General features: G+C 71.6%; 14 protein-coding genes. 9 read left to right on the plus strand and 5 right to left on the minus strand.

Annotated elements, in window-relative coordinates:
• Positions 1-49: 49 nt before the first annotated feature.
• Complete coding sequence (locus O7623_RS07675; protein WP_282227896.1) at positions 50-1036, minus strand: phosphotransferase; 987 nt, start codon at positions 1034-1036, stop codon at positions 50-52.
• 224 nt (positions 1037-1260) lie between these two features.
• Between O7623_RS07675 and O7623_RS07680 the strand changes: the two genes are divergently transcribed.
• A complete protein-coding gene (locus O7623_RS07680; RefSeq protein WP_282229349.1) occupies positions 1261-1866 on the plus strand; it encodes a hypothetical protein in 606 nt (201 codons plus the stop codon).
• An 87-nt stretch (positions 1867-1953) separates the two neighbouring features.
• Positions 1954-2808, plus strand: coding sequence for an RluA family pseudouridine synthase (locus tag O7623_RS07685; RefSeq protein ID WP_282227897.1), 855 nt, complete (start codon positions 1954-1956; stop codon positions 2806-2808).
• Positions 2809-3044: 236 nt separating this feature from the next.
• Here the strand turns inward: O7623_RS07685 and O7623_RS07690 are convergent, their stop codons facing one another.
• A complete protein-coding gene (locus O7623_RS07690) occupies positions 3045-3266 on the minus strand; it encodes a hypothetical protein (RefSeq protein ID WP_282227898.1) in 222 nt (73 codons plus the stop codon).
• Here O7623_RS07690 and O7623_RS07695 point away from each other — a divergent pair.
• Positions 3265-4299 (plus strand): phosphotransferase, encoded by a 1035-nt coding sequence (locus O7623_RS07695; RefSeq protein WP_348775135.1) that lies wholly within the window; start codon positions 3265-3267, stop codon positions 4297-4299. The two genes, O7623_RS07690 and O7623_RS07695, sit on opposite strands and share 2 nt — an antisense overlap.
• Before the next feature lie 87 nt (positions 4300-4386).
• Complete coding sequence (hrpA, locus tag O7623_RS07700) at positions 4387-8361, plus strand: ATP-dependent RNA helicase HrpA (RefSeq protein ID WP_282227900.1); 3975 nt, start codon at positions 4387-4389, stop codon at positions 8359-8361.
• A 35-nt stretch (positions 8362-8396) separates the two neighbouring features.
• On the opposite strand, the gene O7623_RS07705 is transcribed toward hrpA, so the two are convergent.
• A complete protein-coding gene (locus O7623_RS07705) occupies positions 8397-9728 on the minus strand; it encodes a hypothetical protein (RefSeq protein ID WP_282227901.1) in 1332 nt (443 codons plus the stop codon).
• Between the two features lie 301 nt (positions 9729-10029).
• Here O7623_RS07705 and O7623_RS07710 point away from each other — a divergent pair, with 301 nt between their 5' ends.
• Positions 10030-10581 carry a hypothetical protein gene (locus tag O7623_RS07710; protein ID WP_282227902.1) on the plus strand — a complete coding sequence of 184 codons (552 nt, stop codon included), beginning with the start codon at positions 10030-10032 and terminating at the stop codon, positions 10579-10581.
• On the opposite strand, the gene O7623_RS07715 is transcribed toward O7623_RS07710, so the two are convergent.
• Positions 10557-12974 carry an EAL domain-containing protein gene (locus O7623_RS07715; protein WP_282227903.1) on the minus strand — a complete coding sequence of 806 codons (2418 nt, stop codon included), beginning with the start codon at positions 12972-12974 and terminating at the stop codon, positions 10557-10559. The genes O7623_RS07710 and O7623_RS07715 overlap by 25 nt on opposite strands.
• A 141-nt stretch (positions 12975-13115) precedes the next feature.
• Between O7623_RS07715 and O7623_RS07720 the strand changes: the two genes are divergently transcribed.
• The 3 genes from O7623_RS07720 (at position 13116) to O7623_RS07730 (ending at position 15112) form a co-directional block, all read left to right on the plus strand.
• Positions 13116-14228 (plus strand): acyltransferase, encoded by a 1113-nt coding sequence (locus O7623_RS07720; RefSeq protein WP_282227904.1) that lies wholly within the window; start codon positions 13116-13118, stop codon positions 14226-14228.
• A 56-nt stretch (positions 14229-14284) separates the two neighbouring features.
• Positions 14285-14683, plus strand: a complete 399-nt coding sequence (locus tag O7623_RS07725) for a PaaI family thioesterase (RefSeq protein WP_282227905.1) — start codon at positions 14285-14287, stop codon at positions 14681-14683.
• Between the two features lie 96 nt (positions 14684-14779).
• Positions 14780-15112, plus strand: a complete 333-nt coding sequence (locus tag O7623_RS07730) for a zinc ribbon domain-containing protein (protein ID WP_282227906.1) — start codon at positions 14780-14782, stop codon at positions 15110-15112.
• 26 nt (positions 15113-15138) lie between these two features.
• On the opposite strand, the gene dgt is transcribed toward O7623_RS07730, so the two are convergent.
• Positions 15139-16692, minus strand: coding sequence for a dGTP triphosphohydrolase (dgt, locus tag O7623_RS07735; protein WP_282227907.1), 1554 nt, complete (start codon positions 16690-16692; stop codon positions 15139-15141).
• Between the two features lie 208 nt (positions 16693-16900).
• Between dgt and O7623_RS07740 the strand changes: the two genes are divergently transcribed.
• A complete protein-coding gene (locus O7623_RS07740) occupies positions 16901-17590 on the plus strand; it encodes a GPP34 family phosphoprotein (protein ID WP_282227908.1) in 690 nt (229 codons plus the stop codon).
• The last annotated feature ends 31 nt before the right edge of the window (positions 17591-17621 follow it).

The raw sequence follows: 17621 nt of genomic DNA on the forward strand, positions 1-17621 counted from the left end.
CGGTAGCTAAATCAGATAGCTAAAAAGCTAACAGCATTAGCCTAACTTGTCAACCGAAGGGCAGGGCAGCGAGGGCCTTGGTGACGTTCCACTCGGCCAGGTCCAGCATCCACTGGCGGTTCGGGAAGTCCGTGTCCGCGATCCGCAGCGGTCCCTCGATCAACGACAGGACCTGGGCATACCGGTAGAACTCCAACCGGTGGAGGTCGAGATCGACGGGACGCAACGCCGGGTACGCCGCGCCGAAGCGCATCTGCAGCCAGGCGTGCTCCCACTCCACGTCGAAGTACGTCAACCCCTCGATATCGACCATGGCGGGTTCGCCAGCGGGTGTGACGAGCACGTGGTCCGGTCCGAGCTCGCCGTGTACCAGGCCGTACTCCTCGCGCGCGATGACCGCCTGACGCAGGCGACGGACATGGTCGGCGATCCGTTCGTGTGCGTCGGCGAGCCGGGCGTCACGGACGGCTGCCGCGTCCAGATGTCCCAGCGCCCGGTCCGCGACGATGTCCTCGGTGCTACGGGCCTGCGGCGCCTCGCCCTGGGCGATGGCGGAGAGCTTGCCGTGGTGCGGGCCGAGTGTGGTGTGCATACGACGCAAGGCGTCACCAAGTGTGGACAGTGGTGTCGCGGCTGCGGCCGGATCCTGTTCCATGAGAGCTTCGAGGGTCACCGCGCCGAGGTCCTCGACCAGCGCAAGGTCGGCGTGGAGATAGCGGCTGTCGCGGTCGAGCGCCAGAAGCCGTGCTGTTCGCACGCCCACGGCGGTGAGGGCCGCGTGGTTGACGGCGAACAGTTCGGCGCCCGACGCGTCGGTGAACGGATCGTCCGGGACGACTGGCGTCGGAGGCCAGTAGTTCTCGCCGGCCGCCCACAGATAGAGGATCACTGTCGTCTGGTCGTCGAGTCGGAGCCGGTAGACGCCCTTCTTGCTGCCGCCAGCCAGTCGGTCCAGGCCGACAAGTCTGCGGTCGGAGCCCAACTGTTCCGTCACCAGGTCGCGCAGGTCGTCAGGTCGCAGGAACACCCGTGTCATGATCGCCTCTCCTCAGGTCGGCCGGCGATGCTCCCGCACGCGGCGGCACCATGCAAGCGGCGCAGCGTGATCAAAGACTGGGCGCAGCGTCACTTCTCGATTAGAATGGGTGTACTAATCCGGCTCCTGACCTGGGAAGGAACGCCGTGATCGCACCCCCTCCTGCCGCCACTTCGAGCCCTACCGCCGCACCGACCAACCCCGCCCCGGTTCCGTACGCGACCCTGCTCGGTTTCAGCCGGTACGTCGGGCAGTCCGGGCCGGCCAAGGCGACCTTCGTCGGCGGGCTGCGCCGGCAGCGGGCCAGCCGCTCCGGGTTCAACCCGCACGGACAACTGGTCAAGGCGCTCAAGGCCGACATCCGGTTCCGCACCGGCGGCAGCCACCTGGCCGCCGTGGTCGGGCAGGTCGCCCAGCGCTGGCAGCCGCTGTACGCGACCCTCGTCCCGGGTGCCCAGCGCTACCTGGAGACGCTGGGAGACCTGAGCCAGGTGGAGCTGGCGCAGACCCACGACGCGCTGGGCATGGTCGGCAACCTCCCCGTCAAGATCAACCCACACTTCGGCCTGCGGTACGCCGACGGGCACGCCGAAGCGGTCCGGATCCACTTCGACGATCAACCACCGAGCCCCGACGCGTACACCGCGACCCTGCACCTGATGGCCCGGCACATGGACCAGGTGCTGCCGCGTGCCGAGCCGGTCCTGGTCGACCTGCGGCGCGGCACCACGTTCCGGCGTCCGGATGTCACCTCCCGCCCCGACCAGGTGGAGCGCTGGCTGGCCGGTGAGGCCGCCGCCTTCACCGCGATCTGGTCCACCACCGCCTGAGCCGGCCGTCCGGACAGCCATCGCCCCTTGATGCGATCAGGGTGCGCCGAGGATACGCCGCCACGTGCGGCGTATCCTCGGGCACCGGTGAACCTGTGGACCGAACTTCGCGCCGGTGCCGTCCTGTTCGAGGACGACACCGCCCTGGTGCTGAACAAGCCTCCCGGCGTCTCGGTGATGGGCGAACGGCACGGCACCGACCTGGCCCGCCTCGCCGAGGATGCCGGTGAGCCGGTCTTCCCGGTGCACCGCATCGACAAGAACACCTCCGGGGCGATTTTGTTCGCCAAACAGCTGCGTCATCACGGCGACCTGACCCGGCAGTTCAACCGCCGTACCGTGGAAAAGGTCTATCTGGCCGTGGTCGCTGCCGCCGCCGACGCCGGCTCCGCCACCGATGCCGCTCGCGCGGCGCTGCCCGAGGTCGGCGTCGTCGACCTGCCGCTGAGCGTCGGCCGCAAGAACCGGGTCCGGGTCGCCGGCAACCGCGCCGACATCGGCTTCGACGCCGCCACCGCGCGCTGGTCGCTCGCCGCCGGGGCCGAGTTCGACCACGTCAAGACCTATCCGTCGCAGAGCCGGCTGACCGACGTCACCGCCGGGTCCGACGGGGCCACCACCGGATCCGGTACGCCGGCAGCCGACGCCACGCACCGGCTGCTCGCCGTCGCGCCGCTCACCGGCCGACGCCACCAGATCCGGGTGCACCTGGCCTGGATCGGGCACCCGATCGTCGGTGACCCGCTGTTCGACCGTACGGCCGCCGCCAATGGGTCACGCACGTATCTGCACGCCTGGCGGCTCGGCTTCGACACCGCCGACGGCAACCGGATCGACGTGACGGCCACCCCTGACGCCGACTTCTGGCAGCCGCTGGCCGCCGGCGCACCCACCGTCGCGGAGTTGGACGCGGCGTACCGGCGGCTCCGCGCGGCGGGCTGACCGACGCCGCGCACGCCATGCCACGCCGCCCGACCCACGCGGGTCGGGGGAACCTACATTGTTGTCAAAGTGGCGCCGAGACAACAATGTAGGTTCCCTCGACGCAACGGCCATGCGGCCTCGCCTCCGTCAGGACAAGTCCGTTCAGCCGGTGGTGCTGCTGCTACCGGTGGAGGTGCGCCGCGGTGGCTCGCTCGTGCTCATCGATCACCTTCAGGATGAGGTCACGGGGCTGGTCACAGGGTGGTGCCCGCCCGCAGATCATCTTCCAGGCGAGCACCAGATGGTGGAGCTTGTCCGCGGGGTGATCGCGCCGCATCGGTGGTGGTGAACAGCTCCAGCAGGTCGCGGCCCGCACTGTCGGCGCCGAGGTGCTGGTCGAGGCGTGCGGGGTCGAGCAGCACGAACCCGTGAGCCTCGGGAAAGCAGCCGGTGAGGCGGACGGCCGGAAAAGCCATGGCGTCGACGCTACCGGCACATACGTCGGGTCCGCGCTTCGCGGTCCGGCTGGCACGGGTCGCTACACTGAACGGCAGCGCGTCGGGGACCGCGCCGAGACTCGCCGGAAGGCTCGAAGCCACCCCCACGTCCCTGGCTGGAGCGACGGACACCGCAGCTCTGAATCCGCCCGTGCGAGTCCGGGTCGCAGAGCGAGGTTCCCATGAAGACGCTCCCCGACAACCCGCACCTGCCGACACCGACGTCGCTCTGCAGCTGGCCGCTGCCGCAGCCGGTGTGCTGCTGCCGACCCCGGTACGCAGCCGCGACGGCAACATCGTCGAGTCGATCGGTGGTCACCGGTGGCGGGCGTACCGGGATCTGCCGGCCGGGCCGCCGCTCGCGGCCCCGGTGAGCGCGGTGGTCGCCGGTGCGGCCGGTGACGTACTCGCCACGCTGCACGGCCTGGCGTTGCCGGTCGACCGGGTCAGCCCGTGGCACGCCAGACAGCTCGGCCCGGCCAGTTGGGCCGGGCTGGCGGCCACCGCGACCGCCCGGCAGGCGCCCTGGGCCGGGCAGTTGGCGGCGGCGGTGCCGGCCCTGGAGGACCTGGCGGCGACCGGCCGCGACGTGCCGGTGCCGGATCCGGTGCTGACCCACAACACGTTCGGGCCGGCGCAGACCCGGCTCGCCCCCGACGGTCGCCTCGTCGTCGTCGGCTGGGAGCACGCCGGTGGCCAGCCGCCGGCCTGGGAGCTGGCGAACGCACTGCTGGACTGGGCGGTCGCCCCGTACGGTCGGGTCGACGCCGTCGGTGCGCGGACGCTGATCGACGGCTACCGTCGGCGGGCCGGGGGCGTGCCGACGCTGCGCCTGGCCGATTTCCGAGGCGCGGCGACCGGTCTGGTCAACTACGTGTCCGAGCAGGTCGAGGCGGCGTTGGCGGCGGGGACGACCGAAGATCGGCGGTACGCCGACCGCAGCGTCCGCCACCTGTTGGCGCACCTGCCGACCCGTGCCACCCTGGAGCGCCTGCTCGACGCGGTGACCTGAACCCGGGGACAGGTGGCCTGCATCAGAGACAGGCGACCGGAAACCCGGGCGACCGGGCCGGGAGCGGCGGGTATCGTGGTCATCGCCATGAACCCGCCCTCCCCTGCGCCGACCCCCGCTGACCTGCTCACACTCCTCCCCGAGTTGACTTTTCGCGACGAGCGGCGGCTGCACCGGCGCCTCGACGGGGTGCGCAAGGTCCGGGATCCGCAGGCCCGGCAGGCGGCGCTGAACGAGATCGCCGCCGCAGTCGCGTCGGCGCAGCAGGCGGTGCAGCGGCGGCGGGACGCGGTGCCGCAGGTCAGCTACCCCGCCGGGCTGCCGGTCAGTGAACGCGCCAACGACATCGCGGCGGCGATCCGCGACCACCAGGTGGTGATCGTGGCCGGCGAGACCGGCTCGGGCAAGACCACCCAGATCCCGAAGATCTGCCTGGAGCTGGGTCGTGGGGTGCGCGGGCTGATCGGGCACACCCAGCCGCGCCGGCTGGCCGCCCGTACCGTCGCCGACCGGATCGCCGACGAGCTCGGCACCACGCTGGGCGACGTGGTCGGCTACAAGGTCCGGTTCAACGATCAGGTCGGCGGCCAGACCCTGGTGAAGTTGATGACCGACGGGATCCTGCTGGCCGAGCTGCAGCACGACAAGATGCTGCGCCAGTACGACACGTTGATCATCGACGAGGCGCACGAGCGCAGCCTGAACATCGACTTCATCCTCGGCTACCTCAAGCAGCTGCTGCCCCGCCGCCCCGACCTGAAAGTGGTCATCACGTCGGCGACGATCGACCCGCAGCGCTTCGCCGACCACTTCAGCGAACCGGGCCGTCCGCCGGTGCCGATGGTCGAGGTGTCCGGGCGGACCTATCCGGTGGAGGTGCGCTACCGGCCACTGCTGCGGGAGACCGTCGACCCGGACGACCCGGACGCCACCCCGGGCACCGTGACGCTCGACCAGGTCGACGGGATCAGCGCGGCGGTGGAGGAGCTCGCCGACGAGGGCCCCGGCGACATCCTGGTCTTCCTCAGCGGGGAACGGGAGATCCGCGACGCCGCTGACGCGCTGGGCAAGTTGGTCGCCAACCGGCCCCGGCTGCGCGACACCGAGATCCTGCCGCTGTACGCCCGGTTGTCGTCCGCCGAGCAGCACCGGATCTTCCAGCCGCATCCGGGCCGGCGGGTGGTGCTGGCGACCAACGTCGCCGAGACGTCGCTGACGGTGCCGGGCATCAAGTACGTCATCGACCCGGGTACGGCGCGGATCTCCCGCTACAGCAACCGGTTGAAGGTGCAGCGGCTGCCGATCGAGCCGGTGTCGCAGGCGTCGGCCAACCAGCGCAAGGGCCGCTGCGGGCGTACCTCCGACGGGATCTGCATCCGGCTGTACGACGAGGCCGACTTCGAGTCCAGACCGGAGTTCACCGATCCGGAGATCCTGCGGACCAACCTGGCCTCGGTGATCCTGCAGATGACCGCGATCGGGTTGGGCGACATCGCCGCGTTCCCGTTCGTGGAGCCGCCGGACCGCCGGCAGATCACCGACGGCGTCGCGCTGCTGCACGAGCTGGGCGCGATCGAGCCGCCCGCACCGGGCCTGCCGCCCCGGTTGACCCAGGTCGGTCGGCGGCTGGCGCAGCTGCCGGTGGATCCCCGGCTCGGCCGGATGGTCCTCGCCGCCGAGGGTAACGGCTGCGTCGACGAGGTCGCGGTGATCGCGGCGGCATTGTCCATCCAGGATCCCCGGGAGCGGCCGGCGGAGCAGAAGCCTCAGGCCGATCAGGCGCACGCCCGGTTCGCCGATCCGGAGTCGGACTTCGTCGCGTTGCTCAACCTGTGGCGCTACCTGCGGGAGCAGCAGCAGGAACGCTCCGGCAGCGCGTTCCGGCGGATGTGCCGGGCCGAGTTCCTCAACTACCTGCGCGTGCGCGAGTGGCAGGACATCCACAGCCAGATCCGGCAGGTACTGCGGTCGATGAACGTGCCGGTCGACCGGGGTGGTGAGCCGGCCGCGCCGGCCGCCGTACACCAGTCGTTGCTGGCCGGTCTGCTGTCGCACGTCGGGGTGAAGGACCCGGCCAAGCCGGAGTACCTGGGTGCCCGGGGAGCCAAGTTCGCGATCTTCCCCGGCTCGGCGCTGGCCCGCAGACCGCCCCGTTGGGTGATGGCGGCCGAGCTGGTCGAGACGTCCCGGCTGTGGGGCCGTACGGTCGCCAAGATCGAACCGGAGTGGGTCGAGGCGCTCGCCGGTCACCTGGTGAAACGCTCGTACAGCGAGCCGCACTGGGAGAAGAAGCAGGCGGCGGTGATGGCCTACGAGAAGGTCACCCTGTACGGCGTACCGCTGGTCGCCGGCCGCAAGGTGACCTTCGGCCGGGTCGACCCGGTGCTGAGTCGGGAGCTGTTCATCCGGCACGCCCTGGTCGAGGGTGACTGGCACACCCCGCACCGGTTCTTCCACGACAACCGGGCGTTGCTCGACGAGGTCGGTGAGCTGGAGGAGCGGGTCCGTCGCCGGGACATCGTGGTCGACGACGAGACCCTGTACGAGTTCTACGACCAGCGGCTGCCCGCCGACGTGGTCTCCGGCCGGCACTTCGACAGCTGGTGGAAGAAGGCCCGCCGGGACCGGCCCGACCTGCTCACCTTCGACCGGGACATGCTGGTCAACCAGGGCAAGGGCCGGGTCGACCCGGCCGACTACCCCGACGAGTGGCACTCCGACGGCATCGCGCTGCCGCTGACGTACCGGTTCGAGCCGGGCTCGGCCGTCGACGGGGTCAGCGTCGACGTGCCGTTGGCGATGCTCAACCAGGTCTCCGACGACAGCTTCGACTGGCACGTGCCCGGGCTACGCGAGGAGCTGGTGGTGGCGTTGATCCGGTCGCTGCCGAAGCAGTTGCGCCGCAACTTCGTGCCGGTGCCCGATTTCGCCCGCGCGGCGCTGGCCGCCATCACCCCTGGCGCCGAACCGTTGCTGGACGCGTTGGCCCGGCAGCTGCGCCGGATGACCGGGGTGGTGGTGCCGCACGACGCCTGGGATCTGACCAGGCTGCCGGCGCATCTGCGGGTGACGTTCCGGGTGGTGGACACCGACGGCAAGCCGGTCGCCGAGGGCAAGGACCTCGCCGCGCTGCGCCGGCAGCTGACCACCGAGGTCCGCAAGGTGGTGGCCGCCGCCGCGCCGGACGTGGAGCGCCGGGGGTTGCGGGACTGGAGCATCGGCACCCTGGCCCGCAGCGTCGAGCAGGACCGGGCCGGCTACCGGGTCACCGCGTACCCGGGGCTGGTCGACGAGGGCGAATCGGTGGCGGTGCGGGTCTTCGACCGGGCCGCCGTCCGGGACCGGTCGATGTGGGCGGGCACCCGCCGGCTGCTGCTGCTCACCCTGCCGTCGCCGGCGAAGTTCGTCTCCGGCCGGCTGTCCAACCAGGACAAGTTGGCGTTGAGTCGTAACCCGTACCGCAACGTGGTGGAGCTGTTGGACGACTGCGCCGGGGCGGCGGTCGACAAGCTGATGGCCGACGCGGGCGGACCGGCCTGGGACGCCGACGGCTTCGCGGCGCTGCGCGAGCAGGTCCGCGCCGGGCTGGTCGACACCACCGTCGAGGTGGTCGACCGGGTACGCCGGGTGCTGGCGGCGGCGCACGCGGTGCAGCAGCGGCTCGGGCGTACCACCGATCTGGCCCTGGTCGCGGCGCTGACCGACATCCGCGACCAGCTCGCCGCGCTGGTCTTCCCGGGGTTCGTGACGGTCACCGGGTACGCGCGGCTGGCGGACCTGCCCCGCTATCTGACCGCGATCGACCGCCGGTTGGAGAAGCTGCCGCAGAATCCGCGCCGGGACCGCGACCAGCAGGCCAGGATCGACACGGTACGCCGGGAGTACCAACAGCTGCTCGACGGGCTACCACCGGCCCGGCACCACAGCGAGCCCGCCCGGCAGATCCGCTGGATGATCGAGGAGCTGCGGGTGAACGTGTTCGCCCAGGCGCTGGGCACCCCGTACCCGGTGTCGGAGCAGCGGATCTACCGGATGATGGACGAGGCGGAAACGGCGGACTGAGCCGTCTGGTGGCCGGCCCGCCGTCGCCGAACGCGTCAGTCGCGTTGCAGGGTGAACACGGAGGTGCCGGCGACGACGTCGATGTCGTACCGGTCGGTCGCGTCGACGAAGCCGCGGCCGGTGAAGACGGATCCGGGGGCGACACCGCCGCGCTGACGGTCGTCGAGGGTCACGTCGCCCGCGCCGGCACCGAAGCGGACCCGGGCGGGTGGCCCGTCCGGGGCGGTGACCACGAACTGGTTGGCGCCGCCGGTCATCCGCACCGACATGGTCCCGTCGGGTGCCGGCAGCGACAGGTCGATCCGGGCGGCCCCGCCGACGATGTCGACGCCACCGAGTTCGGCGTCGGTCAGGTCGATCGCGTGCTGGGCGACGCCGCCGGTGAGGCGTAGCTGCCAGCGGACCGCCGAGTGCAGTTCGATGTCGACGACGCCGGGTCCGGTCTGCCCGCTGGGCACCAGGTGCAGCTGGATCCGGCTGTCGTCGTCGGCGATGATCCGGGGCTGTACGTCGGCGTCGATCGGGGTGCTGACCCGGTACAGTTCGTCGCCGAGGTCGGCCGCCCGGATGTTGACCGTGGTGGTGCCGCTGACCAGGTCGAACTCGGCCTCCCGCAGGTCCCCGCGCGGCCCGGTGACGAGTCGTTCGGTGGCTGGGGCCGCCTCGACCGGGTCGCCGCCGTCGACGGCTCCCGGTGCGGGTGCGCCGCCGGCGACGTCCGGGGCGGCGGGTGCGGGTTGCGCATCGGCGGTGGGGCTACCGCCGCCGCCGCGTGTCTGCATCAGGTTGGCACCCGCCACGGCGGCCACCAGGAACAGGGCGAGCAGGCCGGTCAGCAGCAGGGCGAACCGCCGGGGGCGGCGACGGGCGGTCGGCGGCCCGTCCGGCGGACCGGGCGGGGGCGCCCAGTCCGGTGCCGCCCAGCCTGGCGATGCCCCGTACACCGGGTCGTCGCGACGGTCGGACTCGCCGCCGTCGGGCCAGTCGCCGGACCCGTCGGACCCACGGTCGTCGGAGCCACCGTCGTCGGGCCCACCGTCATCGGACCCCCGATCGAAGAACGGTACGGCCGGGGTGACCGGTTCGGGTCGGTCCAACTCCCGGGCCAGCCACGGCGGCGGCGGGAGTAGCCGCGGCGGCCCGGTCACCGTGTCGTCACCGGACAGTGGCGGAAGGTGGTGCTCGGCGGGCTCGACGGGCTCGCTGGGTGCCGGACCCGGCCAGACTGCGTCGGGGCGGTACCGCGCGGAGTTGTCCGGTTCGGCCAGCGAGACCGCTGGTCCGGGAGGCGGCCCGGACGGTTCCGGGCGGTCGACCGGACCGAGTTCGATCGCTACGGGCTGCGTCCCCTGTGCCGGTCGCTGCATGACGGGCCCTCCTCGGCTCGCGGGCACCATGCACCGAGGTGCCCACCCGGAGGTACGCAGCCGACCGCCGGACGGATCGATCGTGTCGGAAGAAATCGCGACGAGCAGGCCAGGGCCTACCCGTTCCGTGTCCACTGCCGGACACTCCGTGTCGGTGCTCCACATCGGATCGTTTCAGGCTGGTCGACGAACCCGTTGTGCCACAGTGGCTGTCGAGCTGACTTCACACTCAGTTGTCACCCATACTGAAGGGCAGGGTCCGTCCACCCCCACGCACACGACGCGGCCCGGAGGGATCATCATGCACATCGAGGTCGGTACGGACATCCCCGCCGAGCTGACCGAGGCGACCTGGCAGCTGTACACCGAGGCCTTCGACGAACTGCGGGTGACCGCCGTGCAGCGGCACGTCATGGACCGCAGCGAGTTCGACCAGGTGATCGGCGACAAACGGGTGCTGAAGTACCTCGGACGTGACCCGGACCGACCCGGCGAGCTGGCCGCGCTCGCGACTTTCACCAACGAGCTCCAGGCGATGCCGCTGATCTCACCCGACTACTTCGCGCACCACTGGCCGCAGCTGTACGCCGAGAAACGCATCTGGTACATCGGGTTCTTCGCCATCCACCCGTCCAGCCGTGGCTGCGGAATCTTCGAGTTGGTGATTGCCGACATGTGGCGCCGGGTACGCGCGTGCGACGGCATCGCGGCGCTGGACATCTGCCGCCGCAACGACGAGATCGGGCTCGGCAGGGCGATCCACCAGACGCTGACGTCGCTGACCGCCGGCGCCCGGGCCCGGCGGCTCGACGAGCAGACGTTCTGGCTCTACGAGCCGCCGCCGCAACCCTGAGTCGGCTCCGCCGCCGCCATCGAGACCGGCTCCGTGGTCGTCATCGAGACCGGCTCCGTGGTCGTCATAGGGACCGGGTCCGCCGTGGCGGCCTCTGCCGACCAACGGTGGACGAACTCCTGCGGCTCGACCGGATCCCCCCAGAGTCGGCCCTGGCCGTACAGCACGCCGAGCACCGCGAGCACGCTCTGCTGCAAGGGCGTCTCGACGCCCTCGGCGACCACGGTGAGGTGCAGCGCGCTGCTCATCGCGACGACTGCCCGGACGATCTCCTCGTCCTTGGCGCTCGCTCCGAGCCCGGCCACGAAGGCACGGTCCACCTTCACCCCGGTCACCGGATGACTCCGCAGGTAGCCGAGCGCGGAGAAGCCGGTACCGAAATCGTCGACCACGATGCGGATACCGCGCTGGCGCAGGTCGGACAGGACCTGCCCGGTGGCGCTGGTGGGGTCGATCATCACCGACTCGGTGATCTCCAGCACCACCACCGACGCCGGTACGTCGTACCGGGCCAGGCAGTCGTCCAGAGCCCGGGACAGCCCGGGGTCCCGCAACTGCCGGGGCGACACGTTTATCGACATCCAGAAATCGGCATCGACAGTGCCGTCGGTACGCCACTGTGCCACCTGACACAGCGCACGGTCGAGCACCCAGCGCCCGATCGGCCCGATCAGCCCGGTGTCCTCGGCGATCGGGATGAACACCGCCGGCGACACCGGCCCGCGCTCGGGATGCTCCCAGCGCAGCAACGCCTCCGCCCCGATCAGGGCACCGCTCTCCAGATCGACGATCGGCTGGTACGCCAACCGCAGGTCGTCCTGAGCGAGCGCCGTCCGTAGCGCCTGCTCGATGTCGACCCGTTCCCGTACCCGTTCGTGCATCGACGCGTCGAACATCACCCACCGGCCCCGGCCGTCTGCCTTCGCCTGGTACATGGCGGTGTCGGCGTCGCGCAGCAGCGCGTCGGCGGACAGCGGCGGATCGGCGCGGACGCCGGCCGGACCCAGTTCTGTCCCGGCGATACCGACCGAGGCGGTGATCACCGCCTCGACCTGACGGATCTGCAGTGGCGTGTTCACGCAGTCGATGATCCGGTCGGCCACCGCGAGCGCGTCGGATCGGTCACCCAGGTGAACCACGACGAACTCGTCGCCGCCGACCCGGGCGACCATCGCCGCCGGGGGCAGCGCCGCGCGCAGCCGACCCGCGACCTCGGCGATCAGCTGGTCGCCGGCGTGATGCCCCCAGGAGTCGTTGACCAGCTTGAAGCCGTCGAGGTCGAGGAAGAACACCCAGATCCAGGTCCGGTTCGCCGGGCGGGTGGTCAGCAGCCGACGGACCTCGGCGGCGAGCATCAACCGGTTGGGCAGGCCGGTGAGCGGGTCGTGGGTGGCGCGATGCTCGTAGCGACGCTGCGCGGCGGCATAGCCCTGCACGGCGGAGACCGCCCGCATCATCAACAGCACCACCATCGCCGCGCCGCCGACCCCGAGCACCAGCCGGTCGGTGGCCGACCGGCCGGAGACGAAGACCGTCAGCAGAAACGGTGCGGCCAGCGCCGGACCGATCAGCAGCAGCCGTTGCCACGACCAGGCCTGCACCGGCAGCGGGGCGGCCCGGCCGAGCTCGACGACCGACGGATGCAGCGCTGCCGCGCCGATGAGCAGGAAGCCGACCAGGAACGGCAGGTCCAGCAGACGGGAACCGGTCAGTTGGCCGGAGACCCCGATGATGGCGTACAGCACGTCGCCGAGCAGCAGGGAGCTCATCGAGGCGACCAGCAACAGGTAGCTGGCCCGCCGGGCGGCGGTGGTGAAGGCCAGGCTGACCAGCAGCAGGACGAGGATCACGTCGAAGATCGGGTACAGCGCGGCGAGGGCCGACACCAACGCCGGTCGGTCGGCGATGCTGCCGGCCGGTACCGCCAGCAGCAGCACCGAGCACAGAGCGGCGCCGATGAAGACGATCAGCCCGTCGATGACCGCGTGGGACGGCAGCCGGCCCCGGGTGCGCAGCAGCCCCGCCAACCCGAGCAGCATGAACAGGTAGCCGGGCACCGTGGCGGCGTCCGCCGCCAGCGCGGACGTCCCGTCCTGGCCGACCGCCCACGGCCGCACCAGCGCACCGGTGAGGAAGCAGACGCACGCGGCGGCGAGCAACGCCCAGGCCAGCCCCGGTCGGGCACCGTGCCAGCGGGGGCCCACCACCACAGCAGCAGCCCCGCCCACCCCGGCGACGACGAATGCTGAGCCATGGATCAGTGGGGAGTCGACGACGCCGTACAGCACGGCCGTCACGGCACCGACGACGAGCAGGGCCAACGCGGGCAACGACGAACAGGCGCGGGTCGTCCCCGGCGCGGCGGGTCGCACCACGATGGCCCCTGCGCACATGTCATCCACCGGCTGATTCGTCAAACAGGCGCACACCATACCAAGCCCGCTGCGGACCTGCCCTGGTCAGGACGGCGCGGCCGTTTGGCCGCCGACGGCGCAGCCGTTTGGCCGCCGGCCGGGTGGGAGACATCTCCTGCCGTGCCTGCCACTTTGCCCGCCCCGGGCCGGCTGCCGTCGCTGACCGGGCTGCGGGCCGCCGCCGCCCTGCTGGTCTTCGGCGTCCACGCGTACTCGTTCATCCCGCTCGCGGATCCGCAGGACGTGTGGTGGGCGGGCGTGCTGTTCGACGCCGGCGACCTCGGGGTGTCCTTCTTCTTCGTCCTGTCCGGCTTCGTGCTCACCTGGTCGGCCCGTTGCGGTCACCGGCCCGGACGCTTCCTACGCAACCGGATCGTCCGGGTCTATCCGGCGCATCTGGTGGCGCTGGGTCTGGCGCTGGTCGGGCTGGCGGTGACCGCCCGGACACCGGACTCCTGGCCGCAGTTGCTGGCGGCCTCCGCCCTGCTGGTGCACGCCTGGCATCCCTCGGACGTCTACTACCTGGGGATCAACCCGGTCACCTGGTCGCTCTCCTGCGAAATCGCCTTCTACCTGGCGTTTCCCCTGCTGTACGCCGGTCTGCGGCGACTCGGTACCGGCGCGCTGCGGGTGGCTGCCGTCGTGTTGCCGCTCGCGGTGTGGTCGATGCCGCTGGTGGCCGAGACTCTCGTCGCCGCCGAGCACCGACGGTGGTTCGTCTACGTCTTCCCGCCGGTACGGATGCTGGAGTTCCTGCTCGGCATCGTGCTGGCGTTACTGGTGCTGCGCGGTGCCTGGCGAGGGCCGGCGCTGCCGCTGGCGACGGCGCTGTGGGTGGTCAACTACCTCGCCGTCGGGTGGCTGCCGGCCGCGGCGCGCGACACCGCCGCGACGATCGTCACGATCGGCCTGCTGGTGCCGGCGGCGGCCCTGGCCGACCTGGGCGGTCGGCGATCCTGGTGGCGGGACCGGCTCGCGGTGCACCTGGGCGAGGTGTCGTACGCCTTTTTCCTGGTCCACATGGTGGTGATCGTCAGCGTGATGCACCTCCTCGGCCGCGACCGGGTCTTCCCCGCCGGGCATGCGGTGGTCCTGGCGGTGGCGTTCCTGGTCGGGTCATACCTGCTGGCGGTGCCGCTGCACCGCTGGGTGGAGCGGCCGGCGATGCGGCTGGCCAGATCGCGGCGCGGTGGCGGACGGGGGGTTCACGTGCGGGCCGGGCACCCTGGCTAGGCTCGGCGCGGGCCACAGTGGCACGTGCCCGTGGGGCCAGAGGGACAGGAGGCGACATGCAGCAGCTGAACAGCGGGTTGTACGGCCTGCTCGGGGTACGTCTCGACGAGGCGTCGGCAGACGCCGTCCGGCTGCGGATGCCGGTGACCGCCGCACTGCACCAGCCGTACGGGATCGTGCATGGCGGGGTGTACTGCACGTTGGTGGAGAGCGCGGCGAGCATCGGCGGCACGCTCTGGATCGGCGATCAGGGCCGGGTGGTGGGCGTCGCCAACCAGACCGATTTCCTCGCGGCGGTCAGCGACGGCGAGCTGACCGCCGTCGGCACCCCGGTCCATCGCGGTCACAGCCAGCAACTGTGGAAGGTCGACATCACCGACGCTGACGGTCGGCTGGTCGCGCTGGGACAGGTGCGGCTGCAGAACCTGCGACCGGGCAACGGCCGCGCCGGGTAGACCGGCCAGCCCGGTCGGATCAACCACATTTGGTACGCCCTGCCGGCGAACCGGACTCCTCGCCCAGCCGTACACACAGGCAGGAGGCGATGAGGGATGGACACCATGGTCAACCCCGCACGACCTGGCACGACCGGAGCAGATCTCTACATCCTGCGCGGACTGCTCCGCTGCGCGGACCGCCCGATGATCCCGGCCGGGGCTGACGACGGCATCCGGTACTACGCGTGCCCCAACACTCAGTGTGACCGGAGATTGATCAACGCCGAGGAGATCGAGCAACTGATCTGGCAGCGGTACGTCCACCTGAACGCCGACGCCGCCGACATCGTCAGCCGCGACCAGCGCCGGTCGGCACTGCTCGCCGTCCTGGCCCGGATCACGGTCGGTTCCAGCCTGGTCGATCTCGACTACGACTGGCGGGACTGACCGGCGCACCTGTCACGGGTCACCGGTCACAGCACGAACGCGTCGGTCCAGAGCTGACCGGACCGGCCGGTGAGCGCGTCCAGCAGCGCGACGGCCTGCCCGTCGGTGAGCGACGCGACGTAGTCGACGATCGCCCGACCCCGGGCGGGCGGACCGGGGTCCGCGACCAGACCGGCCAGTTCGGCGGTGGCCAGCTCCACCAGGTCGTGCAGGCGACGGGGTAGCCGCGCCTGCTCGTCCGGGTCGGTCAACCAGGCCAGCAGCTTGTCGATCAGGGTCGCCAGCAGGTCGGCCTGGCCCCGCTGGTGCAGGGCCAGATCCGGTCGGGCCAGCACGAACCGGTGGTGCACGAACTTGAGCACCTGCACCTCGTGCCACTGTGCGGTGGCCAGCAGCACGTGCCCGGACCGCACCGGCGGGTCCGGGGTGACCCCGATCGCGTCGACCAGTCGGCGGGTCCAACGGGCGGAGAACGTGGTGATGTTCTCCTCGGCCTCGATCGACCCGTCGAACGGCACCATCAGCAGGCCCTCGGCCAGCTCCCGCCGGACGTGTTCGACGGCGGCCGCGAAGACCTCGTCGGAGGCGATCCAGCTGTCCTTGCGGTGCAGCTGGCGGCGCAGCCCTTCGATCGCCCGGCCGGGCCGGTGCGCGGTCGCCCCGATCTCGGCGTCGGTGAGCCCGGCCAGCTCCGTCATCGCCCGCTGCCAGGCGGTCAGCTCCCCGGCCACCGTGCCCTGCTGCAGGACACCGACCCGGTGGAAGTCCTCCAGGTCGTGGATGGCGTACGCGATGTCGTCAGCGACGTCCATGATGGATGCCTCGACGGTCTGCTGCCACGGGTCGATGAGCCCGGCGAACGGTTCGCGGGCCTGCCGCAGGTCGGCGGCCTCGGTGGTGTAGGCGCCGAACTTGACCGAACCCGTCGCCGGGTCGTCCGGCGCGACGGCCGCGCCCCGCGGTGCCGGGCGCAACGTGCTCGGATGTGGGTCCGGGTAGGTGCGCCGGGTCCACGGGTACTTCAGCATCGCCGCCCGTACCGCCGCGGTCAGGTCCAGCCCCACCGCCGCCGTGCCCCGGATCTCCGTACTGGTCACGATCCGGTAGGACTGCGCGTTTCCCTCGAAGCCGTCCGGCAGGCCGAGCCGCAGCCGGGCCACCCGGTCCAGTACCCGCTCGCCGAGATGCCCGAACGGCGGGTGGCCGAGGTCGTGGGCGAGCGCGGCGGCCTCCACCACGTCCGGGTCGCAGCCGCCGAGTTTGTCCAGCAGGCCCCGGTGCCGGTCGTCGGCGGTCAACCGTTCGGCGATGGCCCGGCCGACCTGAGCGACCTTCAGGCTGTGGGTGAGCCGGTTGTGCACCAGCAGACCGGACCCACCCGGACTGATCACCTGGGTGACCCCGCCGAGCCGGGCGAACAGCGGCGAGGAGACGAGTCGGTCCCGGTCTGCCCGGAACGGGCTGCCCGCCAGGTCGCTGGCGGCCGCCGCGCGCCGGCCGAACAGCCGGCGGGCGCGCGGGTCGGCGTCGTCATCGGCGGACGGCCGCGCCGGCCGGTCCGGTTCCGGTGCCCGGTTCATCAGCAGACGCTAACCCGGTCCACGCGTCGTCGGAGGTCCGGGGTGCCGTTCGGCGCTGCCGGGCGACCTCTGGCGGTGTCCGGCAAAGCACTGGGTTGAGCTGATTGGTCCGGCGTCGTAAGGTTCCGCTGCAGCAAGGTCATTTCGTCGGGCCGCTGCCTGGGGCCTGCTCGACTCGCGCACCAGAACCGCCGCAAGGGACGACTCGATGCCCCGTGCCCGGACTCCTTCGGAGTTGACGCTGACCGAGGAGTTCTTCCTGGTCGCGCTCGACGACAGCACCGGACGGCCGATGATCGGCCCGGATCCGCTCGGCGCGGGCCTGGCCGGTGCCGCGATCGCCACCCTGGTGCTGGCCGGCCGGGCGCAGGTGCGCGACGACGGCCTGCTGGTGCCGGCCGACGGTCTACCGATCGGTGATCCGGTCGCCGATCCGCTGCTGGCCGAATTGCGGCGGGAGCCTCGTCAACCGGTGCCGGACTGGATCACCCTGATGCGTCCCGGGCTGCCCGGGGTGGTCGCCGAGGATCTGGAGGCGCTCGGTGTGCTGCGTACCGAGGTCGTCCGCCAACCGCTGACCCGGCGGTCGGTCGCGCGGTTCCCGGCGATGGACCCGGTCCGCGCGGTCGGCCCCCGGGTCCGGCTCGGGCACGCGCTCGGCCGGGTCGGGCCGGTCGGTCGGCGTGCCGCGACGCTGGCCCAGATCGTCCGCGCCACCGGCGCCGACGCCTGGTTCGTGACGATGTACGGCCCGACGGTACGCAGCCAGTTGACCACCACCGCCGCTGGGCTCGACCCGCAACTGACGGCGGTGGTCGCGGCGATCAACGGGCAGCCGACCCGGTCCCGGATGGCGGTCCGGTTGTGGCCGGCGCGGGACACCTCCGTCGCCTGGTGACCGGTCGACGCCGGCCGGCGGCCGGCCGTGA

Origin of the sequence: Solwaraspora sp. WMMD791, assembly GCF_029581195.1 — a bacterium.
Classification (GTDB): Bacteria; Actinomycetota; Actinomycetes; order Mycobacteriales; family Micromonosporaceae; genus Micromonospora_E.